Below are 24,464 nucleotides of genomic sequence, written 5' to 3'. Positions count from 1 at the left end.
AGACAGGTGCTGTTGGCAGCGCAACAGCACCCAGTCTTCACTGCACCGAACCGTTCATGGCGAAAGCCATATATGCATATGGCCCTTTACAGCTTTCCGCTGAAGGTTACGCCATACCAGAGCGGATACGGATTGGGCGAGTAGCTAAGCCATGCCGGTTCATGCTTGCGGTTTTCGAAGGCGTTCTTCACGACCAGGCTGACGTCGAAGCCGCCTTTGAAGCCGATGCCGAACGACAGGTCGGTGGTCGCTCCTCCGCTGACCCACCCATAGGAAGACAGGGTGTCCGTATTGTTATAGCGGCTGGTGAGGGCGGTATTGAAGCTGGCATGATATTCCTTGCCTTCCACCGGCCTGCGGTATTCGGCGCCGATATTGCCGGTCCACTTGGCGGCGCCCGGAAGCGGCAGGCCGCTCTGGTCGATATAGGCGCCCGGCAGGTAGGCCAGTTCTTCGGGCTTGGCCGCTTGCGGGAAGCTGGTATAGCGGGCGTCGTTCCAGGCGCCGGAGAAGCGCACCGACAGGTTCTGGATGCCGCTGTACACCCCGTCGAACTCGAAGCCCTTGGCGCGTGCGCGCGGCACATTCCCCTGGGCGGTGACGTAGGCGATCGGGTTGGTCTGGTTATTGGAGATATTGGTGGCGGTGGTGAATTCATCGACCACCCGTACGGCGGACTGGTAATCCTTGATCTTCATCAGGAACAGGTCTGTATTCAGCACGAGGCCGTATTGCGGCAGGCTGGTTTTCAGGCCGACCTCGAAGGCATGGGTCTTTTCGGGGCGCACATTGGCATTGACGCCGTTCACGTTCAGGGCGGAGCCGGACTTTTCTCCATACTGCCAGGAGGTGTAGGCGGTGTATTGGTCGTTGAAGCGGTAGGAAGGCGCGAGGGCGCCGGTGTAGAGCGTGTCCTTGTACCGGCTCTCGACGCCAGGAATCAACTGGCCGATCTGGCCAGCGCGCAGCGCCTTGGCGGCCGCTACCTGCGCCCGCTGGACCGCGGTCAGGCTGCCGTAGGATGCGGCGCCAAAGTACTTGTAGGCGACGGCATCGGCCAGCGCCAGTTGTTCGGGGCTGTTGCCGGGTGCCAGCGTTCCGCTTCCTGTGCTGTTGAAGCCACCCAGCGCCACGCCTCGCACCGCCACCGGATTGAGCGCAGCGCCGGCGCCATTGGCCGTCAGGACCCGGGTATCGGTGGTGGTGCGGTCCTCGCGTGTGACGCGCAGCCCGCCGGTCAGGCTGAAAGCGTCGGTCGCATGCCAGCTTGTGTTACCGAAGATGGCGGTGCTATTGGTGTGCACCACGGTGTCGCCCTTGACGACCAGGTCATCCAGGGAATCCTTCAGCAGCGAACGGCCGGCGCCCCGGTTGGCGCCGGCGTTGCGGTCAAGAGTGTTGTACTGGGCATTGGTGGCGAACCATGCGCCGGCATCCGAGCCCCAGCCGGATTTAGAGGCAATGTCATCGTCGGTGCGGATATGGAACAGGCCCGTCACGTAGTCGAAGGCGCCGCCCGGCTTCGACTTGAGTTTGAATTCCTGCGTAAATTGCTTGTAATCGACGCCGCCGCCGCCGTTGCGGCTGATGTCGAATGGCGTGCCCTCGTCATTGTGCGCATCGAAGGAGTAGGTACGCACGGCCGATTGTGAGCTGAAGGTATGTCCCGGCAAGTCCCACACCAGTTCCGCCGAGGCACCTTTGCTGTGCACGGTCTGGCCCTGGTTTTCATTGAAGTTGATGCGGTCGTCGCCGATGTAGTTGTTATCGTAAGTGTAGGGCGCGCCATTGAACGAGCGCCCCACGAACCAGTCGCGCGGCCCGGTGAAGGCACCGGCGGCATTGCGGAAGCCGGCCAGTTTGGCGCGTGCGGTAGTGCCGCTCGGGTCGGTCAGGCTGCCGTCGGCGAAGGTATCGGGCGCATTCTTGTAAAAGGTCAGTCCGTTCTGCAGCTGCGGGGCGTGCGGTTCCACGTCGAGGCTGATGCGTGCGTTGAAGGTGCTGCTCGGGGTGAACAGGAACTGCGTGCGGCCGCTGACGCGGTTCTTGTTATACAGGCTGTAGTTGTGGTCGAAATTGTTATCGTAGTAGCCGCGTGCGCGGTGCACGATGAAGGAGCCGCGCCAGGCCAGAAGCTCCTCGATCACCGGACCGCCGAAGTTGGCCTTGGCGATCACGGTTTCGTTTCGGCCATAGGTGAGCGAGTAGTCGGCCGTGGGGTAGAACGAAGGCTTGCGCGTGTTGATGCTGACGACGCCGGAGCTGGCGCCCTTGCCGCCGAGGGTGCCCTGCGGGCCGCGCGTCACGTCGACCGACTCCACGTCGTAGAAGTCAAAGTTGGCCAGCTGCGACAGGCCGTAGCTCACGCCGTCCACTACGACGCCGACGCTCGGGTCCTGCGTCTCGGTGAAGGAGCGCTTGCCCAGGCCGCGCACCGACAGCGAGGCGCCGCGCGTGTTGTTCTGGTTGAATTGCACGTTGGCGCCGCGCTTGGTGATGGAGGATAAATCCTGCGCTAGTTCGCGGTCCAGTTCCTGCCCGCTGACGACGGAGAAGGAAACCGGCACGTCCTTCAGCGTCTCTATCTTCTTGCGCCCACGTACCGTGACCGCGCCCAGGGCCTGCGCCTCCTCTTCCGGCGCGGCTGGCGTCGTTGGCGCGGCCGCAGGCTCGGCCTCCGGCACAGGGGACGGCGTTTGCGCGGCGAGCGCTTGCCGCAGGCGTGCATTCTCGGCCTGGATGCGGGCCAGTTCTGCGCGCAGTTCGGCAATGGCGGGTTCGTTTGACTGTCCGGCAGCGTGGGCGGTGATCCCGCTGCTCGCGAGCACTGCGACGATCGGCAGCAGGCGAATGATATGACGGCGATGAATTTGCTTATGCATGTATGGCGTCCAGGTCATGGTGAAAATGCCTTACGCGTCGCAAGGACCATGCCATTGAAGTAAGCCCCGTCGTTGCTGGAAGTCGGCTGTTTTCACTGATGTCGCCGCAGCACCGGATAGGCGTGACTGCTGTTGCGGCAACAAAGTCGCAAGGTGCTGCGTTTGCAGCAGCGCAGTATGGCGCTTGCTGCCCGGGCACCAGTTGCAATAGTGCTCAATGCGCGGGACGGTGGCGGCAGCTTGGCCGGGAGGCCAGTAACGGCGCGGCTTGCAGCCGGTTTTGCGGCGTTGCAGCAGCAACTGGCACGGTAGTTGCGATCACCCATGGCGACAGCGGTGCGATTCGCGCACTGCGCTTTTTAAGGAATGCCATGAAAGCCCTGAAATCCCTGATCACCTTCAGCCTGGTCCTGGCGGCCGCATCGTCCTTCGCGCAGCAGGCGCCGCAGGAGTGGAAATACAAGACGAAGCAGTTGGAGCGCGCCGAAGTCGACAAGCTGCTGGCCAAGCCGGAAAAGCTGTTGGTGGTCGACGTGCGCCGTCCCGACGAATTGACCGCCAAAGGCAGCTTTCCGGTCTACCTGAATGTACAGGCCAAGGAAGTTGAGCAAAACCTGGCCTACATACCGAAAGACCGCGTGATCCTGACCGTGTCGAACCACGCCCACCGCGCAGGCGCCGTCGGCGACCTGTTGACCAGCAAGGGCTACAAGGTGGCCGGCGCCACCGGGTCTGAAGACTACGAGGCGCAGGGCGGCAAAATCACGCGCGTAACGCCACCGCCTGCACGCCCAGTCGCCCAGGCAGCACCGCAATAAGGAAGCCTCTTATGAGTTCCCGCATTTACGTTTGGGACCTGCCAACCCGCTTGTTCCACTGGTCGCTGGTGCTGTCGGTGTCGGTGGCGATTGCGACCGGCCTGGTGGGCGGCGACTGGATGACCATCCACAGTTATGCGGGCATTGCCATTATCGGACTGGTGGCGTTCCGGCTGGTGTGGGGCCTGGCCGGTGCGGCGGCCGCGCGCTTTGTGAATTTCGCCCCGACACCAGGCCGCCTGCGCGCCTATCTTGCGGGCGAATGGCAGGGCCACGGTCACAACCCGCTGGGCGCGCTGTCCGTGTTTGCCTTGCTGGCCCTGTTGCTTGCGCAAGCGGGCACCGGGCTGTTTGGAAACGATGAAATCTCCTTCCAGGGGCCGTTGGCCAACCTGGTTGACGAAGCGCGCTCGCTGCAGCTGACTGGCTTGCACCAGAAGCTGGCCTACGTGCTGTTTGGATTGATCGCGCTGCATGTGGCGGCCATCGCGGCCTACCTTTTGCTGCGCAAGACCAACCTGGTCAAGCCGATGGTCACCGGCTGGAAGAACGCCGCCAGGCCCACAGGGCAAGGCGTCGCCACCTGGCACTGGAGCGCGCTCGCGGGCGCCGTCGGTGTCGCCGTACTGGCGATGAGCCTTGCCAGCGGCGCCGGCCTGGCAAAAATCTGAGAAAGGAATCCCATGACAACCCTGACATTCGACAGTATCCATTCGGCGTCTTATGCACCGCGACGAAGCCGGACGCGCAGCACGCCGCGCCCGGTGGTGAAAGCGCCGCAGCCCACCGCCGCCGCCGTCCGGCCGGACCTGCTGAAGCGGGGATTGCAGAACAAGGCGGGCCTGGGCCTGCTGGCCAGCGCCGCTGTACTACTGCATGCCGCCGTCATCATCGGCGTGCAGAATCTGCCTGCCGACGCAAGGCTTCCGCCGCCAAAGGCCGAACCCCTGGCGCTGGAATTCGCTCCACCGCCACCGCCGCCTCCGGAACCGCCCAAACCGCAGCCGCAGGTAGCAAAGGCGGTGCCGGCGCCGGTACGACAGCCCGTGCCGGTCGTGCGCGAGGTGGTCGAATCCGGCCCCCCAAGCGCCGACACGGTGGCGGTTGCCACCACGCCGCAGCCGCCGGCGCCCGCTCCTGTGCTTGCACCGCCAGCACCGCCGGCGCTGGAACCGGTCACAGAACCGCGCGGCTTTGCGGGCTACCGCAACAACCCCGCGCCGGACTACCCGGCCCTAGCCCAGGACCGCGGCCTGCAAGGGCAGGTGATCCTGAAGGTGCAGGTGCTTGCCACCGGCAAACCTGCCGCCATCAACGTCGAAAAGTCCAGCGGCCACAAAATCCTGGACGATGCCGCCGTCAAGGCCGTGCAAGGCTGGGCCTTCGAGCCCGCCCGCCGCGGACAGACGCCGATCGACGGCTGGGTGAAAGTCCCACTGAATTTCAAACTCTCGTGAATCTGCTGAAAGGAACCGTCAATGCAATCCCATTACCTCGAACTGATCGTGCAGGGCTCCCTGTACGCGCTGGTGCTGTTCTCCGTGGTGACCTGGGTGCTCATCGCCGCCAAGGGCGTACAGCACTACCGTGTGAGCAAGCGCGATAAGGCCTTCGGCAAAGCATTCTGGAGCGCCGCCTCGCTGGATGCGGCCGCCGCGCTGCCCAATGGCGCCAGCCCGAAATCGCGCTTGGCAGAAGTTGGCTTCGAAGCCCTGTATGTGAGCGATGCCGACGCCGGCGCCGACCTGGAACACGACTGGGGCCGCCGTGAACTGCTGGAACGCTACCTGCGCCAGCAAATCCATAAGGAATACCAGTCGCTGGAAAGCGGCCTGGCGATCCTGGCTTCCATCGGCTCCACTGCGCCCTTCGTTGGCCTGTTCGGCACCGTGTTCGGTATCATCCACGCTCTGGGTGCAATTGGCGCCAGCGGCTCGGCAAGCATCGACGTGGTGGCCGGCCCGATCGGCGAGGCGCTGATTGCCACCGGCGTCGGCATCGCGGTCGCGGTGCCTGCCGTGCTGGCGTTTAACTTCTATGTGCGCCGCCTGAAAGTCACGGCCGCCGAACTGGATAATTACGCGACCGACTTCGTCAATCTCGCGCAGCGCAACAACTTCCGCGTGGCGAATCCTCCGGCGGCCAGGGCGCAGCAGCGCAGCGTTCCGTCGCAGGGCGCATCGACAGCCGGCCTGCCGGCAGGAGCAGCGGCATAATGGCTTTCACTACTGGCAGGGATAGCGGCGACGTGGTCAGCGAAATCAACATCACTCCGCTGGTGGACGTGATGCTGGTGCTGATGGTGGTATTCATCCTCACGGCCCCGCTATTGAACAACGCGGTGCGGATCAATCTTCCCAAGACCTCCACCACGACCCCGGCCACGCCCAACAAGAGCGTGACGGTGAGCCTGGACGGGGAAAACCGCATCTTTATCGATAAGCGCGAAGTACCGCTTGAATCGCTGGAGGGTGAACTGCACGTCCTGGTGGGCGGCAACCCGGATCTTGCACTCAGCCTGCAAGCCGATGAGGGCGTGCCCTATCGTTCGGTAGCGAAGGTAATTGCACACATCCAGCGCTCCGGCGTGACCAAGCTGTCGGTGCTGACGGAGCCGGCCGGCTAGCCGGCTCCCGGATTCCGCTTAGGCGCGGTCGTAGCCGAATTGCAGGCCGGCGGTGCCGCCGGTCTCAATGAACAGGTTCATGAAAGCAGGCACTGTATCCTTGCGCTGCCAGTCGCGCTGCAGTTCGCAGAAAAGCTGCGCCACGCTGATCATCTTGCCGCCCGCCTGCTCGATGCGGCGCAGCGCCATATCGTGGGCGGTAACGGAGGTGCCGCCCACCGCATCGGCCACCACATAAACTTCATACCCTTCGCGCAGGGCGTCGAGAGCAGGGAAGGTCAAGCAGGCCTCGGTCCACAGCGCGGTCATGATCAGCTTTTTACGCCCAGTAGCTTCCACCGCCTTGCGGAATTCGATGTCTTCCCAGGAGTTGATGGTGGTGCGGTCATAGGTCGGAAAGTCACCCAGCACTTTGCCGATCTGGTGGATAGGCGGTTTATTCAGTCCGGTTTTCACGTTGACGGTTGAGTGCACAATCGGCAGTCCGTACGCAACGGCAGCCTTGCAGGTGCCAACGATATTGTTGACCAGCAGTTGGCGGTCCATCGATGCGATGGAATTCACTTGCACCGGCTGGTAGTCGATGATGACGAATGCCGAGTTTTGCGGGGTGAGCAAGTCGTCTTTCTTCGGATCACGAATAGCTTCGCTTGTCATGGTAGTCTCCTTCTGGTTAAGGGCGTGGGCCGTTCAAGGGACAAAGCCAGTTCAGTATGTGCCATGAAGTGCATGTGCGATACCGGCAATTTTTTGGTCGACAGTGTTCCATTTCGAGAACAATGTGATGGCGGCTTAAGGGCGATGTAATAAAATAGCCGGGTTTGCCCAAAAGTAAGCCGATGACCGTATGAATACCCCCCTTGCTTCGCTCTACCTGATCTCCGTGGGAGCGTTAGCAATGTCCGCATTCCAGGCCGCGATGCTCGCCCGCAACAGCTCCTATGTGCGGGCATGCTGGACATTCGCCCTCATTTGCCTGACTTTTTCGTTCTTCCAGTACGCGAATGTGCAGCAGCAGCTGGCGCTCGACGTGGAACAGGCTATCCGGGCGCATAAATGGGTCAATTTCTTCTCCCTGTCGCTGGTGCCGCAGGTCTGGTACCTGCTCGCCTTGCTCGACAAGCGTCCTGTCGCGCTGCGTGTAAGTTACGGCGTCGCCCTGGTTTCGCTTGTTCTGGTACTCGATAACCTGGTCGCGCCGTTCGGCTACCGTTTTTCGGAGTTGGCGGTCGATGCACCCGTCGACCTGGCATGGGGCGAGCGCGCCTTCCTGCTTTCGGGCGAAACGACGATTGCGTACCGGTTCAACCACCTGCTTTTGCTGGGAGCGGCCGTATTGGCGGCCGTGATTTGCGTCCGTGACTGGCGCCAGCGCGCGCGTTTCAGGAGCCGCCTGGTATGGACTTCGGTGGCCCTGGTCGCAGTGGCCGGGGCACTGGGTGGCGCCGCCGACAAGGGCATGCTGAAGCTGCCGTACCTGACCGGGTTCGGTTTCCTGTTCCTGGCCGCCTCCTTCCTGCTGCTGATCCGGCGCGAAGCGACGCAGCGCCTGTCCGAAAAAATCCGCATCAGCGCCGCCCTGGAGCGCGAAGTGGAGAGCCACAAGTTGTCCAGCCAGCGTTTCGAGCGCGCCCTCACTAATGACGCCTTGACACGCCTGCCGAACCGCGAAGGCGCGCTGGAAAAACTGCGCGCAATGTTCGTCTGGAGCGAGTCGAGCCTGACCCGCACGGCAGTGCTGCTGCTGGACCTGGACCGACTTGCGATCATTAACGGAACGCGCGGCTACGAGGCCGGCAACCAGGTGCTGATTGAAGTGGCGCAGCGCCTGCGCGACCATTGCGGCAAGCGCCGCCTGGTGGCGCGCCTGGGCAGCGCGCGTTTTGCGGTCGGCATTGCGGGCCACAAGACCCTGGCGGGCATCGAGCGCGAAGTGGAGGGCGTGCTGGCAGCGATCAAGGCGCCGTTCACCGCTGCCGGCACCGTATTGAACATGACCTTCAGCGCCGGCGTGGCCATTTATCCCGACCACGCCAATACAGCGGAAGATCTGCTCGCTTCGGCGGGGCTGGCGCTGCACGAGGCGCGTGACCTTGGACCGGGCAACCTGCGCGTCTTCCGTCCCTCCCTGCAGCAGTCGCTGAGCGAGCGTATCGGCCTTGAGAATGAGCTGAAGGAAGCGCTGACAAATGGCGAATTCTTCCTGCACTACCAGCCGCAGGTTTGCGCCAAGACCGAACGCGTGATGGGCATGGAAGCGCTGATCCGCTGGCAGCATCCGGAACTGGGCCTGGTGATGCCGGACAAATTTATCCCGCTGGCCGAAGCGACCGGCTCCATTGCAGCGATCGGGGCCTGGGTGCTCGAAACAGCCTGCAAGCAGTTGCAGGATTGGCGCGCGCTGGGCTTCAGCGAGGTGCGCATGGCGGTCAACCTGTCGGCGCAGCAGCTGCTGCTAAGCGACTTGCGCGACAACGTGCAGGCAGCCCTGCAGCGTGCCGGCTTGATGGGCGCGGACCTTGAGCTGGAAATCACCGAGTCGGTGCTGATGCAGGATCCGCAACACTCCATCGAGAAACTGGAATCCTTGCGCAGCCTCGGCGTGCGCCTGTCGATTGATGATTTCGGCACCGGCTATTCCTCGCTGGGCTACCTGAAGATGCTGCCGGTGCATTCCTTCAAGCTCGATCGCAGCTTTGTACGCGATATCGGCGAATCCGAAAAAGACCTCGAAATCTGCGCCACCGCCGTCGGCCTGGCGCGCAACCTCGGGCTGGAACTTGTCGCCGAAGGTGTGGAAGACGCTGGTCAGGCGGCGCAATTGCGCGACCTGGGATGCGACCTGTTGCAAGGCTATTATTTCGCTCGCCCGCTTGCCGCATACGCAGCTACCAACTACCTGATGGAAGAAAGGGAAGCTGCCGCCGCTTGACCGGGAGTCGCCGCTTCGTGGTAGATTCCAGTTACATTATTGAGAATAGGAGCGGAAGTGGGAATCCTCGACGGCATGCTGGGTAACGCGTCCAAGATCGACGTGGCGGACCTGCGGGAAGACTTCGCGAAAATCCTCGCGCCCAATGAGCGTGTCGAACATGCTTACCAGCTGCTGCGCGATTATTTCGTATTTACCGACAAGCGCCTGGTGGTCGTGAATATCCAGGGCGTCACCGGCAGCAAGAAGGAGTATCACTCCATCCCATACAAGAGCGTGACGCATTTCAGCATCGAGACTGGCGGCACGCTGGACCTGGACGCTGAACTGAAGATCTGGATTTCCAGCACTTCTGAACCATTCAGCCAGAAATTCAACAAGCGCCTGAGCATCTATGAAGTGCAGGCCGTCCTCGCGAGCTACGTCCTCAAATGAAGCTCTTTGTCACCATTCTGTTGCTGGCCGTCGCCGCCCTTTTTATATGGGGCGACCCCGTCGGAATGCTGCAGCGGGTCAGCATGTGGGCCTGCCAGTGGCTGCACGTGTCCCGAGGCTGCTGAGGCTTCCACCATTCGTTCGCGGACGAATTGTTGCGTGAACACGCCAGCTAGCATGATGGCTTTTACGGGAGCCGGATATGCCAGTATACGAAGTGATCGACATCCCCAGCCACCAGCCCGCGCTGGTGGCGCGCGTCCGCCATACCAGGCCTGACCGCGCCAATGGCGCGCTGCCCGTGCTGTTCGTGCATGGGTCTTCCTTTCCATCCGGCTTGTCTTTCGATTTCCGCATGGATGGCCAGTCCTGGATGGATTGGCTGGCGGTGCGCGGTTACGACGTGTATGCGCTGGATTTTCCCGGCTACGGCCTGTCGGATCGCTACGCTGCCGATACAGAGTCGCCGCCGGGCCGCGCGCGCGAAGTGGCGCAGGATGTGGGCAACGCCGTCGACGCGATTTTGCGCCGCAGCGGCAAGCAGCAGGTGCTGCTGGTCGGGCACTCCTGGGGCGGCTCGGTGGCGGCGCGCTATGCGCAGGACCATGCGGAAAAGGTGGCAAAGCTGGTGTTGTTTGCGGCGATCACGCCACGCCCCGCGCCAGCGGACACCAGCGGCCTGCCGCAAGCCCCCGCAAGCGCCTACGAGGAACTGACGCCGGCACAGCGCATCGCCGCCATGGACAGCCTGCGTCCGCAGCAGGAGCCGCCGCAGCTGCATGCCGATGTCTTCCAGCGCTGGGGCGCACACTGGCTGGCTTCGGATGGCCGTAGCGAAGGGTCGGTGCGTTTCCCCTCCGGACCCAGCGCCGACCTGGCGGACCTGTTGCGGGGCCGTTCCTATTACGACCCCGGCCGGCTGGAAATGCCGGTGTTGCTGGTGCGCGGAGAATGGGATGCCTGGCCAAACGATGCGGACTATCGCCAGATGCTCGGCGCAATGCATGCCGCACGCAGCAAACGTTACGCGGTCATACCGCGCGGCACCCACGTCATGCACATGGAAGCGGCGCGCACGCAGCTTTATGAAGCCGTAGGCGAATTCCTCGATTAATTGACGCCGTAGCGGGCGCGGATGGCAGGCAGTGCGCCGTTTTGTTCGAGCTGGTTAATGGCCTGGTTGATACGCGTGAGTTGCGCTTGCGTGGTGCTCGCCGCATTCAGCATCAGGTGCACCGGTGCACGGTAGGGGATGTAGGGCAGCTGCACGATTTTCACATTCAGCTGGCGTGCGACATGGCGCAGGGCGTTGGCGTCCCCCATGATCAAGTCGGCGCGCCCGGCTTCCAGCATCTTGATGCCCTGGTCGAAGGTGCTGAAGGTACTGCGCCGGCCTTCGGCATTCAGCGCCGGAATGGCGCGCTCATAATCCTCGCCGTAAAAACCCAGGCGGGGCGCCAGCAAGCTGGCGTGCTGGGCGGCCATGGCCTGGAAACTGTCGATATGGCGTAGCTTGTCCATTTTTTCCGGCACCGTGAACAGGCCCACGGTCTCCTGCCGGTAAGGAAGGCTGAAACGGGCGAAACCGCGCCGCTCTTCGGTGGCCGAGGCAGCCATCAGTAAGTCGAGTTTGCCTTGCTGGAACAGGACATTGCGCCGTGCAATAGGCATTTCTTTTTCCAGCTGCAAGATGCAGCCGGCATGGCTGAGTATGGCCTGGAGTAGTTCGAAATCGACGCCGCCCAGCACGGACTTGTCATTATGATAAAAATAGGGTGGCCATTCTTCAGGCGCCAGGCGCAGGGTGCAGGCGCCAACAGGACTGGCAAGTTGAATCAGTAGGGCAGTAAGCAACAGCCTCATGGCTGAGGGCATCCGAAAGTATCCACTTGGACAGTGTTTCAGATGAAAGCGTCGCTGTAAAGCGGAAAGCTGGTCAATGTGGTGCCGGTATATTTCCCGACCGCCGGCCCCGGTAGTGACGCCGGAGCGCCAGATGCACGCATTTTGGCGGCCGAATGTGACGGCGGTTTGACGCCCGTGTGACGGCTTGGTGTAATACGGGCCATGACTGAAATCCATGTACTCCTGAAACAAGCCGTCGCCTTCCACCAGCAGGGCGAACTGGGACGCGCGCAAGCGCTCTACGACGATGTGCTGCGCGCCGAGCCGCTTAATTTCGATGCACTGCACTTGAGCGGCGTGTTGGCGCGCCAGCAGGGTGAGCCCGATCGCGCCCTGGCCATGATCGACGGCGCGCTTTCCCTCGACGCCGCCCGTCCCAAGGCCCACTGCAATCGCGGCGTCGTGCTGCAGGATATGGGACGCTATGAGGAGGCCCTGGCCAGTTTCGAGCGCGCCTTGGCGCTGCAACCGGATTACGCCATGGCCCTGAGCAACCGTGGCAATGTCCTGCGCCACCTGGGGCATATCGACCAGGCGCTCGATAGCTACGACGCCGCGCTGCGCCTGTCGCCAGGTTATGCGGAAGCCCTGTGCAACCGCGCCCTGGCCCTGCAATCGATCGCCCGCCATGAGGCAGCATTGGACAGCTTTGGCGCCGCGCTGGCGGTGAAGCGTGCTTACCCGGAAGCCCTGCATGGCGCTTCGGTTTCGCTGCTTGCACTGGGCAAACCGGTAGATGCGCTGGAGGGCCTGGAGCGCGCATTGGAACTGCAGCCAGAATATGCGGAAGCCTGGTGCGCACGCGGCGCCTTGCTGCTGCGGCTACAGGAACTTGACGAGGCGCTGGCCAGTTTCAGCGACGCCCTTTCCGTGCGTCCCCGTTATGCGCGTGCCCAGCTGGGCATGGCCAATACCCTGCGTGCCATGGGCCGCCACGAGGAAGCGGTCGAAGCCTACCAGGCCGCGCTGGACTTTGGCGCCGATCCCGGTACCGTCGGCTATATGCTGGCCATCATGGGCGCGCAGCAGGCGCCGGGAGCCTCGCCTGCTGCGTACGTGAAGGCGTTGTTCGACCAATACGCCGGCGATTTCAACCATCATCTCGTCGACGTGCTGCGCTACCGCACGCCGACCTTGCTGGTGGAGGCGCTGCGCCGTCACCTTCCCTTGGGCGAACTCGATGTGCTGGATGCAGGCTGCGGCACCGGCTTGTGCGGCCCGCTGCTGCGGCCGCTGGCCTGCCTGCTGGAAGGGGTAGACCTGTCGCCGCACATGCTGGACAAGGCGCGCGATACGGGCTTGTACGACGGGCTGTATTGCGGCGAGATGGTGGGCTACCTGCGGGTGCGTCCAGACAGCGCCGACGTGATTGTGGCGGCCGACGTGTTTGTCTACGTGGGCGATTTGAAGCCCGTGTTTTCGGTGGCGCGGCTGGCGCTGCGCAACGGCGGCGTCTTTGCGTTTTCGGTGGAGGAGCACGAGGGCGCGGAAGCCTTCGCACTGCGCGCCTCCGGGCGCTACGCGCATTCGCGCGCCGGCATCGAGGCGCTGGCGCGCAGCCACGGCTTCGCTATCCGCGAAATCACTCCGAGCACGCTGCGCCAGGAAAGCGGCGAAGACATGCGCGGCTTGCTGATCGTATTGGGCACCCATGCAGATTAGCGCCCTTGAAATCATCGCCAATGTGGTGATGGCGGTGTCCATCGTCCTGGCGGGACGCAACAGCATTCATTCCTGGTGGAGCGGCATTGTCGGCTGCTCGCTGTTCTCCGTACTGTTCTACGGATCGCAGCTGTATGCCGACGTCGCGCTGCAGCTGTTCTTTATCATCACCTGCATCATCGGCTGGCGCCAGTGGTTGCGGGGCGACCATGGCCATTCGCTGCATATCCGCACCACGCGCCTGGCCACGTTGGCGAAGATGGCGCTGGGCGGCGCTGCCGCTACCGCTGCGTATGGACTGATGCTGAAGCATTACACCAATGCCTACGCACCCTTCATCGATTCGGCCGTGCTGATGTTCTCCGTCATCGCCCAGGTGCTGCTGATGGGGCGCCGCATCGAGAACTGGCCGGTGTGGCTGCTGGTGAATACTGTCTCGGTGCCGCTCTACGCCAGCCGTGGGCTGTACCTGACGGCTGCGTTGTACGCAGCCTACTGGATCAATGCTCTCGTCGCGTGGCGCCACTGGCGCCGCCAGCGTGCCTCCGGCGTTTAGAACTGGCGTTCGTAGCTGGCGCGTATCCAGGCCGGGTTGCCGATGCTTGTCGCATTTGTCTTGCGGCCGTTTGCGTCCGTATAGACGTTCCTTGAAAGCGATGGCTGGCGCAGCAAGTTGCCGGCTGTGATGCGCACTTGGCTCGCCGACGAAGGGCGATAGCTGGTGTAGGCTTCAAGATTGCGTTCAGCGCTGTTGTAGACCGACTGCCATTGCGTAGTGCGGACCCAGCCCGTTGCGCTGTAAGTCAAGCTAGCGCCCGCACTCCAGGGGCCTGAGCGGTATTCGCCGCCGGCATTTGCTGTCCAGCGAGGCTGCCGCGCCAGTCGGTTATCGGGGCCGGGTACTGCATCGACATGCGACCAGTAACGGCCAGCATTGAGCGAAAAGCGCAGCGGTGTGGTGGGGACTGGGCCTTTCCATTCCAGCTCCAGGCTGTTGGTGCGCGCCTTCCCGAAATTGGAAGGCGAGGAAACCCAGCGCCCATCCTGCTCGCCGACCGCGTTGAAGATCACATCAGTGATTTGGCGCGTTCCCGCAGCCAGCGAAAACAGCGCACCGTCTTTTCCGTACGATTCGAAGGCGATGTCCAGGCCGCGCGCCAGTTCGGGCCGGAGGTTCGGATTGCCGCTCGAATCGGGCGTCAGTTCTGTGTTGACCAGGCTGAGGAAGCGGCGCGGCATGAGCTGGTTCGTGGTGGGCGCCTTGTAGGTTCGCGCCAATGCAAAGCGGAACTGGCGGCGCTGCTCGCCAGGCAGCTTCCACAAGGCCTGCAGGATAGGGCTGGTTACGCCGGCCCGCGTGGTCACGGCGGAAAAGTCCGATCCGCTGCTGCGCGTTTCGCTTGTCTCGCGCCGCAAGCCGCCATACACCGACCAGCCTTCGCCAATCTCCCATTCGTCCTGCACATAGGCCGCCAGGCTGCGCAGCCGTGCATGCGACGCGCGGTCGAAATCCGCGGCGTTCGCTTCGGCTGTCGCCGTTTCGTCCTGCAACTCGTGTTCGCGCTGGCGGCTGGATGAGACGTCCCAGCCGAGGCCAAGCGAATGGCCCCGTGCCGGCGGTAGCGCCAGTTTGCCGATCCAGCTGGCGCGCCGGCTGCTCCCGTCAACATCGTAACGCCGGTCGAGGGTGCGTTCGCCGGCGCGCATGTCGTAGCTTGACTTGCGGTCGCGCTGCGCCTGGTCGCCGCTGATGCTCGCTGTCGATTCGATGCGGCCGCCATCGCCCCATTTCCGCGACCAGTTGACTTCCGTGCGCAGGTTTTCCACTTCGTCCTTGCGCCAATAGCCTGAGCTGGCATAGGGAAGTACAGAGCCGCCGGTAAGCTGCACTTCACGCGCACGGTCGGCGTGGAAGCGCACCGCGCTGGCAAAGGTTTGCCAGCCCAATGTTTCATCGGGGGACAGGGTCCAGTTCACGCGGCTGTTCATATTGAGGAAAAGGAAGCGGTTGCGGCTGCGTTCCTCTTCGACGCGCTGGCTGGTGACCGTGCCCGCCGCGCTGGTTTCCAGCACGTCGCTATGCTCCGGGCGGTGGTTGTTACCTTGTGTGACGCTGGCGTTGAAGGTGTAGCTGTGCGCGTCGCCTTTGTCGGCCAGCCCGAGGCTGGCGCTGCGCGACGGCAGGTGTGCGGGCGCGGTGGCGGAGGTGCGCCATTCGCGCGACGGCTTGCTTGCCGACTTGCGCAGCACGATGTTGATTGTGCCGGCCACGGCCTGCGTGCTGTGCTCCGCTGTCGCCGCGCGCATGATTTCGATCTTGTCGATCATGTCGGGCGTCAGGTTATCCAGCGAAAAGCCCGGCGGTGGGCGGTCGCCGTTGACGAGGATTTGCGTGTAGCCCGCGCCGAGACCGCGCATGCGCGGAGCGCCGTCGCTGACGGAGACACCGGGCAGGCGCTTCAGCACGTCGAGCGCACTGGCATCGCCGAACTTGAGGATTTCCTCCCGCGTAATGGTGGTGCGGGCGGCTGTGTCGCGCTGGCGCTGCAGGTCGGCGCTGGCTTTAACCTGCACGATAGGCGGGATTTCCTGGGCGTAGGCGCGTGTGAAGACCATCGCCGCGCAGGCGATTGTGCGGAGTTTCATGGGTTTAGTCTTACTTCAGGACGAAGATGGCATTCACGGTTTGTGAATAGGCGATGGAATCGGGCACGCTGTAGTTGCCTGTCTGCGGGGCGGTGCCGCGGGTTTCACGGCCTTGCTGCATTTCGAGGAAAGGCGCGGCAATTTGCGTGAGCGGGCCGCGCGCGACTGCGACCACTGGACCGAGCTTGCGGCCGAACGCCTTGGCAAGGGAGTTGCCTTTGCTGCGCGCGTCGTCGGCAGCGGCGGCCATCAACTGGGTGTTGATGTCGTCGCCGTCGGTGCGGTCGAAAGTGGAGCTGATATTGGTGATGTGCTCTTTTTCGACCAGCTTCGCGATCAGGTCCGGCCACTGCGCCAGGTCGCGTACGCGGGCATGGAACAGGCGGCCCATCGAATAGACGGTCGGCTTTTCGCCGTCGACGGGAACGGTCTTCTTTTCGACTTCGTAGGACTCGACATCCTCTGCCTGCACGCCGTGATCGGCGAGCAGTTGCATCACGCTGGCGCTCACTTCCTGCAATTGTGCGGCTGCCGCCCCAGAGCTGGCATCCTGCGAGCCGGCTTCGAATTTGACTTCGCCGATGTCGGGACGCATCCACAGCTGGGCCTTGCCGCTGGTGCTGACGAAGGGATGCGGCGGCAGGCCGGCGCCCGTTGCCTGCGCGCTGCAGGCGGCCGATACGGCCCACAGCGCCAGTGCTGCAATGGTGGTGCTTAACTTCATGCGATCACTCCAGGGTCCAGACGTACTGCATTTGCTGCCAGGTGGCGACGGGCTTGCCGCGCACCTTGGCGGGTTTGAAATGGCACTTGGAAATGCCCACTTGTGCTGCCTGGTCGAGGCCCGGGTGGCCGCTGGAACGGGCGACTTTGGAATCGGTCACATTGCCGCTTTCGCTGATATGGAATTTCAGCGTGACGGTGCCGGTATGCTCGGCTTGCAAGTCGTCTTGGGGCCACAGCGGTTTGGAGCAGCTCTTGAAGTCGACGATGGCTGGCGTGCGCGCCTCAGGCGTATTGGCCGCTTCAACGCGGGCATTGGCGTAGCCGGTCAGGCAGGCCGCTGCCACGCTCAGGACGGCCAGCAGTGCTTTCCAGTTGCCGTGCTGCTCCTGCGGAACGACCAGTTGGCGGATGCGCTGCGTCAGGTCGCCGCCGTCGGCGGCCAGCGCGAGGCGCTGCGTGGCGAACTGCATCTTTTCCAGCTCGGACAGGGCCAGTGCAAGGCGGCGCGGTTCGCCCGTCAAGTCGGCGGCGATGGCGTCGGCCACCAGTTCGCGTTCGTGGCGGATGCGGCGCGACAGCCACCACACGGCAGGGTGGTAAAACAGCAGGATCTCGACCACGTTCTGCAGCAGGTTGACCAGGAAATCGTGGCGGCGCACATGGGCCAGTTCGTGCGCCAGCAGGGCTTCCAGCAACTCGGGCGGCATGCGCGCCACCAGCGCGGCCGGCATCAGTACGACGGGGCGCCACCAGCCCGCAGTAATCGGGCTGGCCAGCGCTTCAACAATGCGCAGCGATACTTCGCGGCGGATGCCAAGGCGCGCCGCCAGTTGCGACAGGCGCTGCTGCCAATGCACGTCGCGGCCGCCGGTGCGGCGGGTGCGTGCGATCCAGGCGAGGCCGAATGCGCTGCGCAGGGCCAGCGCGCAGACGCAGGCAAGCCAGGCGCTGACCAGCAGCGGCAGGCGGTTGTCTATATTGGTCAGGAGTTCACTGTGCGCAAACACTTCGTTTGTGGGCGCTGCGAGAAGAACTTGCCAGGGACGGGTCGGCGCTTGCAGCGCGCTGGCGAATTCGTAGGCAGGCCACAGCAGGCAGGCCAGCAGCGCCAGGCAGGTCACCGTGTAGCGCGAGCTGGGGCTGAAACCGCGCATCATGCGCAGCAGGGCGGCTGTGGCGATGCCGACCAGTGCGCCTTGCCACAGGAAGTGGATCAGGGTCCAGCCGGCGGCGTTGATGATGTTATTCATTCGGCTTGTCCTCCTGCTTCAGCAGCTCTTCGATTTCGGTGCGCTCTTTTTTCGAAATGCCGCTTTTCAGTGCCGCCAGCACCAGCGCCTTGGCGGAACCGGCGAAGGCGCGCTGCAACAGGTCTTGCAGCATATTGCCCTGCATCGCTTCGCGCGCCACGGCGGGGGCGTAGATGTGGGAGCGCTGGCTCTCGTCGCGGATCAGCAAGCCTTTGCCGTGCATGATCTGCATCAGTCGCAGCACGGCGCCGTAAGCCAGGTCTGGCTTCTCGGCCAGCATCGCTTCATGCACTTGCTTGGCGGTGGCGGAGCCCAGCGGCCAGATCGCTTGCAGCAGTTCCAGCTCGGCCGGAGTAGGTTTCGGAATGCTAGCCATGTTTATTTCCTTCTAACGTTTTGACTAGAATAGCCTGTCTAGACAGAGTTGTATACTTCGGTGTTTTCCCTGTGGCGGAAAGTAGACATGGCTGTCTATATATTCAAAATGCATATAGGTCTGAAATTTAATTCGTTTCAGAAATGAAATGGCTCCCTTATAGTTGCCGCATGAAAACGCTAGTCACACATCACCGCCACACCGTCACCATGAGCTGCATGGCGCAGTTCATGTGCCGCTGCTAAGCCTTTCCCCCATCCCCGCAATACCGTTTTGCCCAAGCCGCCCATAAGGCAGGCCGGGCGCTGCACACCCAAAAGGAAGAACAATGATCAAGCCCCTGAGCATTACCCTGGCCATCGCGGCCGCATTCCCGCAATTCGCAATCGCTGAAGAAGAACTGGCCCGCGTCGTCGTCACCGGTTCGAATATCCGCACCTCGCAGAAGGAAGGCGCCAGCGCCGTGCAGGTGCTGAGCGCCAAGGAGTTGGCGGCCACCGGCAAGACCACCGTGGCCGACGTGCTGCGCACCATTTCCGCCAACAGCGGCAACAGCTATAACGAGCAGTACACCGGCAGCTTTTCGGCCGGCACGGCGGGTCTGTCGCTGCGCGGCCTGGGGCAGAAGAACACCCTGATCCTGGTGAACGGCAAGCGCGTCTCTTCCTACGCCACCGCGCAGGACCTGCAGGAAGTCTTCGTCGACCTGAATTCGCTGCCGCTGGCAGCGGTGCAGCGCATTGAAGTGCTGAAGGATGGCGCGTCTTCCGTCTACGGTTCCGATGCGGTGGCCGGCGTCGTCAACATCATCCTGTACAAGGAATTCAAGGGTACCGAGGTGAGTGCGCAAATCGGCTCTTCTACCCAGGGCACCGGCCAGCTGGAACGCAGCGCCTCGCTGCAGACGGGCTTTGGCAGCCTGGATGAACAGGGCTGGAGCGTGGTGTTTTCGCTCGATGCGCTGAAGCGCGACAAGCTGCAGCAAACCGATGTGTCCTACCTGCGCGGCAGCGACTTCCGCGGCAATGCCAACGGCACGCTGGCTTGGACGCCGACCAATTACTACGGCACCTCCGATCCGACCAGGCAACTGGGCGGCGTGCAAGGCCCGCTGCAAGTGCAGAACTACGGCGACATCGCCCCTGGCAAGAGCGGCAAGGTGCTGGCCTTTAACCCGGCAGAATACCGCACTCTGATCCCGGGTGTGGAGCGCGTGCACACCTCGCTGCGCGGCACCCTGAAACTGAACGAAGTCACCGAAGTCTATGCGGAAGGCCTGTACGGCTACTCGTGGGCCGAGCAGACTTTCGGCGCCCCGCTGACCGTGGGCAGCGGCCTGCGCGCATGGAACAACGCCTTGCAGAAGCTGGATAACATCAACGTGGTGCTGCCGGTTGGCCACCCGAACAATCCGAGTCCGACTCCGCTGCCTTTCACCGCAACCCTGTTCGACCTTGGCGCGCGCCAGAAGCAGGACAAGGTGGACTTCTACCGTGTGCTGACAGGCATCAAGGGCGCGTGGAACGGCTGGGACTATGACGCTTCCATCGCCCGCTCCGGCAGCAAGCTGAAAGAAACAGTGCAGAACTTCGTCAACCGCTACGAATTTGAAAAAGTTCTGGCAGATGGCAGCTACAACTTCGCCGACCAGTCGAAGAACAGCGAGGAAGTGCGCAACCGCCTGCGCCTGTCGACCCTGCGTCCGGCGGAATCGACGCTTACCGTGGCCGATTTCAACGCCTCGAAAGAACTGGCGCAGCTGCCTGCCGGCGCTCTGGGCTTCGCCTTCGGCGGCCAATGGCGCCAGGAAGAAATGAATTCGAATACGTCCACCGCCGTACTGTCGGGTACCGAGCTGCGTCCAGCGATCAACATCATCCAGGGCAAGCGCCAGGTGAGCGCGGCCTTCGCCGAATTCAATGTGCCGGTGCTGAAAGACCTGACCGTCAACCTGGCCGGTCGCGCAGACAAGTACAGCGACTTCGGTTCCGCCTTCTCGCCGAAGGCCAGCGTGCGTTACCAGGCCGCCCCGTGGCTGCTGGTGCGCGGCACCGTGTCGCGCGGCTTCCGCGCGCCGTCGCTGCCTGAGATCACCAATTCGACTTCGGTCAGCTACGGCTCCGTGATCGATGCAAAAGACCCGATCACGCCGACCCAGCCGCGCGGCGTGACCAATATCACGGTCGCCAATACCGAGCTGTCGCCTGAGCGTTCCAAAAACTTCAACCTGGGGTTTGTGGTATCGCCAACGGCCAACAGCAGCGTGGGCGTGGACTTCTATCACATTCGCACCAAGGGCGTGATCGATACCGAGAGCACCGACACCATCCTGGCCAACGAAACGACCCATCCAGAGAAGGTGGTGCGCGATGCACAGGGCCGTATCCTGACCCTGTACCGCCAGTACGCCAACCAGGGCGAACGCGTGGTAAGCGGCATCGACGTTGACCTGCGCCACAAGTTGCCGAAGACTGCTTACGGCACCGTGACATTGAACGCGCAATTGAGCCGCGTGTTCAAGTACGAGCAGCCGCTGTCGCCAGGCGAGCCGCTGACCAACGGTGCAGGCACCAATGACTTCGGCTCCATTCCGAAATGGCGCGGCACCACCAGCGCTACCTGGGAGCTGGGCCAATGGAACACCAACGTCGCATGGAATTATGTCGACGGCTACGAGCAGACCACCCGCCCCGGCGAACGCGTGAAGCCATTCGCCACCGTGGACCTGAACGTGGGCTACAAGATCAGCGCAGCCACCAGCGTGAACCTGATCGTGGCCAATGCGTTTGACCGCAAACCTTCGTGGGATAGTTCGTTCGCCTTCTTCGACTACACGCAAGGCGACCCGCGCGGCCGTTTCGCGTCAGTCAAACTCAATCACAAGTTTTAAGGATTGAGGTGCGGTAGCTGCTGGGAGTAGTACCCATCCGCTCGCGGAAGGCAGTGGCGAAATTGCCGGCATTGGCAAAGCCCAGCAGCAGCGCGATATCCTGCACATCCATGTCGGTATCGCGCAGCAGGTGAATGCCGCGCTGGATGCGCGCTTCGCGGATATAGGCAAACACCGTCATGCCGGTGTGGGTGCGGAAAAGCTGGTTCAGCTTTTCACGGTAGGTGCCAACGCTGGCGGCGATTTCCGCCAGGCCGGGCAGGGCGGCCAGGTTGTCGTAGATCAGGCGCTTGGCTGCATTTACGATGACCGAGTCGGTATCTGCCGGCTCATTGCCCATTGCCTCTTGCGGAGGACGCTTCATCAAATTCAGGTGCACGTGGATGCGTGCCGCCAGTTCACCAGGGGTGAAGGGCTTGCTGACAAAGTCCACCCCGCCCAGCTGAAGACCCATGATGCGGTCTTCCACCGCCTCGGTGCCGCTCAGGAAAATGATGGGAATATCACGTGTGGCGGGGTTGGCTTTGAGCAACCTGCAGCAGGTATAGCCATCCATATTCGGCATGCGCACGTCGAGCAGGATCAGGTCAGGCAGGCCGGTCAACGCCAACTGATAGCCTTGTTCACCATTAAAGGCCACCGACACTCGGTAGGGCATTTCGCTCAATAAGTCCACAAGCATGCGCTGCTCAAACGCGGAGTCATCCACGATGAGGATATTTCGCACTTGGGCGTCGCTGGTCAGGTACATGGGCTCATTATGCCCATGTTTCAAATAAAGTTGCGCAATTCACATCTAGCAAAGGAATTGTCGCTTCCGCCAAAGGTTATGTGCGCCGCAACAACGCAGAATGGAAAGAAGATAGCTACGTTCCTTGCAAGAGTGATTTTTGGTGAGTCTTTTGAGGGTGTTTTCGATGTTCAATTGAGCCTGAAGCATTCAACTGGTTAAACCAGACGATCCAATCAACTAGGAGGCAATATGAAACATACCGACTTTGGCCAAATGCCTTGCCCGATCGCGCGTAGCCTCGGCAAGGTGGGCGAGTGGTGGAGCATCCTGATTCTGCGTGATGCGTTCTATGGCCTGACCCGCTTCGATGAATTTGAGAAGAGCCTGAAGATCGCGCCGAACATGCTGACCCGTCGCCTGGCCGGTCTGGTCGAGGGCGGCCTGATGGAGCGCCGCCAGTACAGCACCCGTCCGCCACGCTATGAGTACATCCTGACCAAGGCTGGCCGTGACTTCAAACCTGTGCTGCTGGCTTTCATTGCCTGGGGGAATGAGCATCTGTCGCCGGAAGGCGCCAGCTTGCTGGTGGTGAGCCGTGAAACCGGCAAGCCGGCTGACCAGGTTCTCGTCGATGCAAATAGCGGCCTTGCCATCAATGATGAGGACTATATGTTCGCGCCGGGGCCTGCAGCACCGGAAGTGATGCGTAACCGTATCACTGAAGCCGGCCGCCGCATGCCTAACTAAGGCTGGAGCTGTTCGTAGACCGCGTTCGCGATCTGCGACAGCTCTTTCTTACCGACGGCGGCTGACAGCGCATAGCCGAAGCTGCCGTCGATCCAGTAAAACACTCCCACATTTCCCTCTTGCGCGAAACGGAAGCCCGTGTCGCGATTCTGCTTTTGTCCCGAGCTGACGTACATGGTCAGGCGCTGGCCGCTCGCGTCGGCGTACATGAATTGGGCGACGGGGCCGTTGTCGCCCGGGAGCAGCCTGCCGCCTACCAGCTCATATCCCTGCTTTGCCAGTTGCGGCGGACGCAGTTGCTTGCCCAGGCGTTTTGACAGCCAGGTGACCAGGTGTTGCTGCTGGTCGGCGCCGACTTCCACCGGGTGCTTTACTTCGGGCGTGTAGACGGCGTGGGCGATGGCGGCTTGGCGCGGGAGTGCGGCCAGGGCTAGCGAGGGGCCGCTGCCAGTGCCGGCACCGCGCAGCGCCCAGCCAGCCGTGCCGCCAATCAGGCCGGCGCCGACGGCCACCACCACCATCGCGGCCATGCGGCGCCAGGCGGGGATGCTCCAGGCGGGCGCGCCTTGGGCGCCGGCAGGCGGCGTGGCGGATGAAGAGGCGTTTGGGCGCAATGGGGCCAGCGTCTCGGGTACCTCGGCCTCGAGCAGGTCATCGAACAGCGCGTGCAGTGCCACGTTCTGTTCGCGGTAGGCTTGCAGGCGCGCGGCTTCAGCGGGGTGGTCGGCCAGGTAGCGTTCGACCGCTGCTTGCCGATCCGGCGGCAGGCGGCCATCGACCCAGGCTTGCAATTCGGCTTCGTTCATTTCACGACCTTCAGAGTGGCGGCGGGCGCTTGGCCCGTCATCAGCCGCCGCAAATTCTCGCGTGCGCGGCTCAGGCGCGACATCACCGTGCCAAGCGGGATATCGAGCATGGCCGCCACGTCTTCGTAGCGCATCTCTTCGAGCGCCACCAGGAGCAGCACTTCGCGCTGGGCGGATGGCAGCTGTTGCAAGGCGCGCTCAAGGTCGCGCACTTCCAGCGATCCAGTGGAAGGCGCGGCCGGCAGGTCGCCATCTTCCAGTTCCACGGAGGGCGGCGGGGCGCGCCGCAGCTGGTCGATGTGCAGGTTGTGCATGATGCCGAACAGCCAGGCGCGCAGCTCGCCATCGGGACGCCACTGGCCGATACGCGACCAGCCGCGTTCCACGGTGTCCTGGACCAGGTCGTCCGCGCTGGCGCTATCGCCGGTCAACGCCCGCGCATATCGGCGCAGGCGCGGAAGGCATGCCAACAGGCGTTCATGCAGTTCCTGCATCCACTCAATCCTTAACGACGTGCCAGATGTCTTTCATATTGTCGCCGGCGCGGTCGCCAGCCTTCTTGTCGCCCACGAACAGGTAGACAGGCTTACCCTTGTAGGCCAGTTGCTTGCTGCCGTCGTCACGGGTGATGGAGGACCATGGCGCGGCCAGGTCGCCGCTGGCTGCGACGGCTGGCCAGTTTTTCAGGCAGCCATCGACGCAGGCGCTCTTGCCGCTGCCGGCAACGTCCTTGTCGAAGGTGTAGACGGTCATCCCGGCGGCATCAACGTACACGCCGTCAGCCTTCTTCAGGGGCTCGGCGGCGTAAGCGGCGGTGCTCAGCAGGGCGGCCAGGGTCAGGGCGATCAGTTTCATTGCAAGTCTCCTTAACAGGTGGGAAGTATTGCGTATACGTAGCGTTTGGTCGGCTTATTCCATCCTCCCTAAAATATTTTTTCTGCCTATTTTGTCACGGAGAATGAAATGGACGCCTCCCCTCCAGTGCCAGAAAAGCGATGAGCGGGCAGGAAAGGGAAAGCAGGAGGAAGAT

The 24,464-nt window shown here is 62.8% G+C and carries 24 protein-coding genes; 12 read left to right on the top strand and 12 right to left on the bottom strand.

Going from position 1 to position 24,464, the window contains the following annotated elements; translation table 11 throughout:
- Positions 1 to 86: 86 nt before the first annotated feature.
- Both AC1RTP_RS20225 and AC1RTP_RS20220 read right to left on the bottom strand, forming a co-directional pair.
- Positions 87 to 2,882 carry a TonB-dependent receptor domain-containing protein gene (locus AC1RTP_RS20225; RefSeq protein WP_498609895.1) on the bottom strand — a complete coding sequence of 932 codons (2,796 nt, stop codon included), beginning with the start codon at positions 2,880 to 2,882 and terminating at the stop codon, positions 87 to 89.
- A gap of 214 nt (positions 2,883 to 3,096) precedes the next feature.
- Positions 3,097 to 3,255 (bottom strand): hypothetical protein, encoded by a 159-nt coding sequence (locus AC1RTP_RS20220; RefSeq protein WP_498609894.1) that lies wholly within the window; start codon positions 3,253 to 3,255, stop codon positions 3,097 to 3,099.
- Between AC1RTP_RS20220 and AC1RTP_RS20215 the strand changes: the two genes are divergently transcribed.
- The 5 genes from AC1RTP_RS20215 to AC1RTP_RS20195 are packed head-to-tail and all read left to right on the top strand — an operon-like array spanning position 3,254 to position 6,326.
- On the top strand, positions 3,254 to 3,700 hold the full coding sequence (locus tag AC1RTP_RS20215) for a rhodanese-like domain-containing protein (RefSeq protein ID WP_498609892.1): 447 nt from the start codon (positions 3,254 to 3,256) through the stop codon (positions 3,698 to 3,700). The two genes, AC1RTP_RS20220 and AC1RTP_RS20215, sit on opposite strands and share 2 nt — an antisense overlap.
- An 11-nt stretch (positions 3,701 to 3,711) precedes the next feature.
- Positions 3,712 to 4,371: a cytochrome b/b6 domain-containing protein gene (locus AC1RTP_RS20210; protein ID WP_498609891.1), complete on the top strand. Its 660-nt coding sequence runs from the start codon at positions 3,712 to 3,714 to the stop codon at positions 4,369 to 4,371.
- A gap of 12 nt (positions 4,372 to 4,383) precedes the next feature.
- Positions 4,384 to 5,157, top strand: a complete 774-nt coding sequence (locus AC1RTP_RS20205; RefSeq protein WP_498609889.1) for an energy transducer TonB — start codon at positions 4,384 to 4,386, stop codon at positions 5,155 to 5,157.
- A 21-nt stretch (positions 5,158 to 5,178) separates the two neighbouring features.
- Positions 5,179 to 5,916 carry a MotA/TolQ/ExbB proton channel family protein gene (locus AC1RTP_RS20200; RefSeq protein ID WP_498609888.1) on the top strand — a complete coding sequence of 246 codons (738 nt, stop codon included), beginning with the start codon at positions 5,179 to 5,181 and terminating at the stop codon, positions 5,914 to 5,916.
- The gene (locus tag AC1RTP_RS20195) at positions 5,916 to 6,326 is read left to right on the top strand and encodes an ExbD/TolR family protein (protein ID WP_498609886.1); all 411 of its coding nucleotides are present in this window, start codon (positions 5,916 to 5,918) and stop codon (positions 6,324 to 6,326) included. The genes AC1RTP_RS20200 and AC1RTP_RS20195 overlap by 1 nt, the downstream gene beginning before the upstream one ends.
- Before the next feature lie 18 nt (positions 6,327 to 6,344).
- Here the strand turns inward: AC1RTP_RS20195 and AC1RTP_RS20190 are convergent, their stop codons facing one another.
- A complete protein-coding gene (locus tag AC1RTP_RS20190) occupies positions 6,345 to 6,983 on the bottom strand; it encodes a hydrolase (protein WP_498609884.1) in 639 nt (212 codons plus the stop codon).
- 190 nt (positions 6,984 to 7,173) lie between these two features.
- On the opposite strand from AC1RTP_RS20190, the gene AC1RTP_RS20185 reads away from it, so the two are divergent.
- The 3 genes from AC1RTP_RS20185 to AC1RTP_RS20175 all read left to right on the top strand — a co-directional run bounded on the left by AC1RTP_RS20185 (position 7,174) and on the right by AC1RTP_RS20175 (position 10,807).
- Positions 7,174 to 9,258 (top strand): putative bifunctional diguanylate cyclase/phosphodiesterase, encoded by a 2,085-nt coding sequence (locus AC1RTP_RS20185; RefSeq protein ID WP_498609882.1) that lies wholly within the window; start codon positions 7,174 to 7,176, stop codon positions 9,256 to 9,258.
- A gap of 57 nt (positions 9,259 to 9,315) precedes the next feature.
- Positions 9,316 to 9,693 carry a PH domain-containing protein gene (locus AC1RTP_RS20180; protein WP_498609881.1) on the top strand — a complete coding sequence of 126 codons (378 nt, stop codon included), beginning with the start codon at positions 9,316 to 9,318 and terminating at the stop codon, positions 9,691 to 9,693.
- A gap of 202 nt (positions 9,694 to 9,895) precedes the next feature.
- The gene (locus AC1RTP_RS20175) at positions 9,896 to 10,807 is read left to right on the top strand and encodes an alpha/beta hydrolase (protein ID WP_498609879.1); all 912 of its coding nucleotides are present in this window, start codon (positions 9,896 to 9,898) and stop codon (positions 10,805 to 10,807) included.
- Here AC1RTP_RS20175 and AC1RTP_RS20170 read toward each other — a convergent pair.
- Positions 10,804 to 11,556 carry a substrate-binding periplasmic protein gene (locus AC1RTP_RS20170; protein ID WP_498609877.1) on the bottom strand — a complete coding sequence of 251 codons (753 nt, stop codon included), beginning with the start codon at positions 11,554 to 11,556 and terminating at the stop codon, positions 10,804 to 10,806. The two genes, AC1RTP_RS20175 and AC1RTP_RS20170, sit on opposite strands and share 4 nt — an antisense overlap.
- A 204-nt stretch (positions 11,557 to 11,760) precedes the next feature.
- Between AC1RTP_RS20170 and AC1RTP_RS20165 the strand changes: the two genes are divergently transcribed.
- Positions 11,761 to 13,260, top strand: a complete 1,500-nt coding sequence (locus AC1RTP_RS20165; RefSeq protein ID WP_498609875.1) for a tetratricopeptide repeat protein — start codon at positions 11,761 to 11,763, stop codon at positions 13,258 to 13,260.
- Complete coding sequence (gene pnuC, locus AC1RTP_RS20160; RefSeq protein WP_498609873.1) at positions 13,250 to 13,816, top strand: nicotinamide riboside transporter PnuC; 567 nt, start codon at positions 13,250 to 13,252, stop codon at positions 13,814 to 13,816. Before AC1RTP_RS20165 ends, pnuC begins: the two co-directional genes overlap by 11 nt.
- On the opposite strand, the gene AC1RTP_RS20155 is transcribed toward pnuC, so the two are convergent.
- From AC1RTP_RS20155 to AC1RTP_RS20140, 4 genes are read right to left on the bottom strand one after another with little or no spacing between them, the layout of a single operon-like run.
- The gene (locus AC1RTP_RS20155) at positions 13,813 to 15,906 is read right to left on the bottom strand and encodes a TonB-dependent receptor plug domain-containing protein (protein WP_498609871.1); all 2,094 of its coding nucleotides are present in this window, start codon (positions 15,904 to 15,906) and stop codon (positions 13,813 to 13,815) included. The two genes, pnuC and AC1RTP_RS20155, sit on opposite strands and share 4 nt — an antisense overlap.
- A gap of 10 nt (positions 15,907 to 15,916) precedes the next feature.
- Entirely contained in the window at positions 15,917 to 16,630 is a 714-nt protein-coding gene (locus tag AC1RTP_RS20150) for an SIMPL domain-containing protein (RefSeq protein WP_498609869.1), read from the bottom strand.
- A gap of 4 nt (positions 16,631 to 16,634) precedes the next feature.
- Positions 16,635 to 17,882 carry a TonB family protein gene (locus AC1RTP_RS20145; RefSeq protein WP_498609868.1) on the bottom strand — a complete coding sequence of 416 codons (1,248 nt, stop codon included), beginning with the start codon at positions 17,880 to 17,882 and terminating at the stop codon, positions 16,635 to 16,637.
- Positions 17,875 to 18,258, bottom strand: a complete 384-nt coding sequence (locus tag AC1RTP_RS20140) for a BlaI/MecI/CopY family transcriptional regulator (RefSeq protein ID WP_498609866.1) — start codon at positions 18,256 to 18,258, stop codon at positions 17,875 to 17,877. Before AC1RTP_RS20140 ends, AC1RTP_RS20145 begins: the two co-directional genes overlap by 8 nt.
- 328 nt (positions 18,259 to 18,586) lie before the next feature.
- On the opposite strand from AC1RTP_RS20140, the gene AC1RTP_RS20135 reads away from it, so the two are divergent.
- A complete protein-coding gene (locus AC1RTP_RS20135) occupies positions 18,587 to 21,148 on the top strand; it encodes a TonB-dependent receptor plug domain-containing protein (protein WP_498609864.1) in 2,562 nt (853 codons plus the stop codon).
- Here the strand turns inward: AC1RTP_RS20135 and AC1RTP_RS20130 are convergent.
- Complete coding sequence (locus AC1RTP_RS20130) at positions 21,132 to 21,899, bottom strand: response regulator transcription factor (protein WP_498609862.1); 768 nt, start codon at positions 21,897 to 21,899, stop codon at positions 21,132 to 21,134. The genes AC1RTP_RS20135 and AC1RTP_RS20130 overlap by 17 nt on opposite strands.
- 231 nt (positions 21,900 to 22,130) lie before the next feature.
- Here AC1RTP_RS20130 and AC1RTP_RS20125 point away from each other — a divergent pair, with 231 nt between their 5' ends.
- Complete coding sequence (locus AC1RTP_RS20125) at positions 22,131 to 22,628, top strand: winged helix-turn-helix transcriptional regulator (RefSeq protein ID WP_057264480.1); 498 nt, start codon at positions 22,131 to 22,133, stop codon at positions 22,626 to 22,628.
- Here the strand turns inward: AC1RTP_RS20125 and AC1RTP_RS20120 are convergent.
- From AC1RTP_RS20120 to AC1RTP_RS20110, 3 genes are read right to left on the bottom strand one after another with little or no spacing between them, the layout of a single operon-like run.
- Positions 22,625 to 23,434 carry an anti-sigma factor family protein gene (locus tag AC1RTP_RS20120; protein WP_498609860.1) on the bottom strand — a complete coding sequence of 270 codons (810 nt, stop codon included), beginning with the start codon at positions 23,432 to 23,434 and terminating at the stop codon, positions 22,625 to 22,627. The two genes, AC1RTP_RS20125 and AC1RTP_RS20120, sit on opposite strands and share 4 nt — an antisense overlap.
- Positions 23,431 to 23,928 (bottom strand): RNA polymerase sigma factor, encoded by a 498-nt coding sequence (locus AC1RTP_RS20115; protein WP_498609858.1) that lies wholly within the window; start codon positions 23,926 to 23,928, stop codon positions 23,431 to 23,433. Before AC1RTP_RS20115 ends, AC1RTP_RS20120 begins: the two co-directional genes overlap by 4 nt.
- Positions 23,929 to 23,932: 4 nt before the next feature.
- Positions 23,933 to 24,289 (bottom strand): COG4315 family predicted lipoprotein, encoded by a 357-nt coding sequence (locus AC1RTP_RS20110; protein ID WP_498609856.1) that lies wholly within the window; start codon positions 24,287 to 24,289, stop codon positions 23,933 to 23,935.
- Positions 24,290 to 24,464 lie beyond the last annotated feature (175 nt).

It is taken from the genome of Pseudoduganella sp. GW821-FHT11H04, from assembly GCF_058807935.1.
Note: the sequence above shows the minus strand (reverse complement) of the source record. Positions and strands in the feature narration are given on the sequence as shown.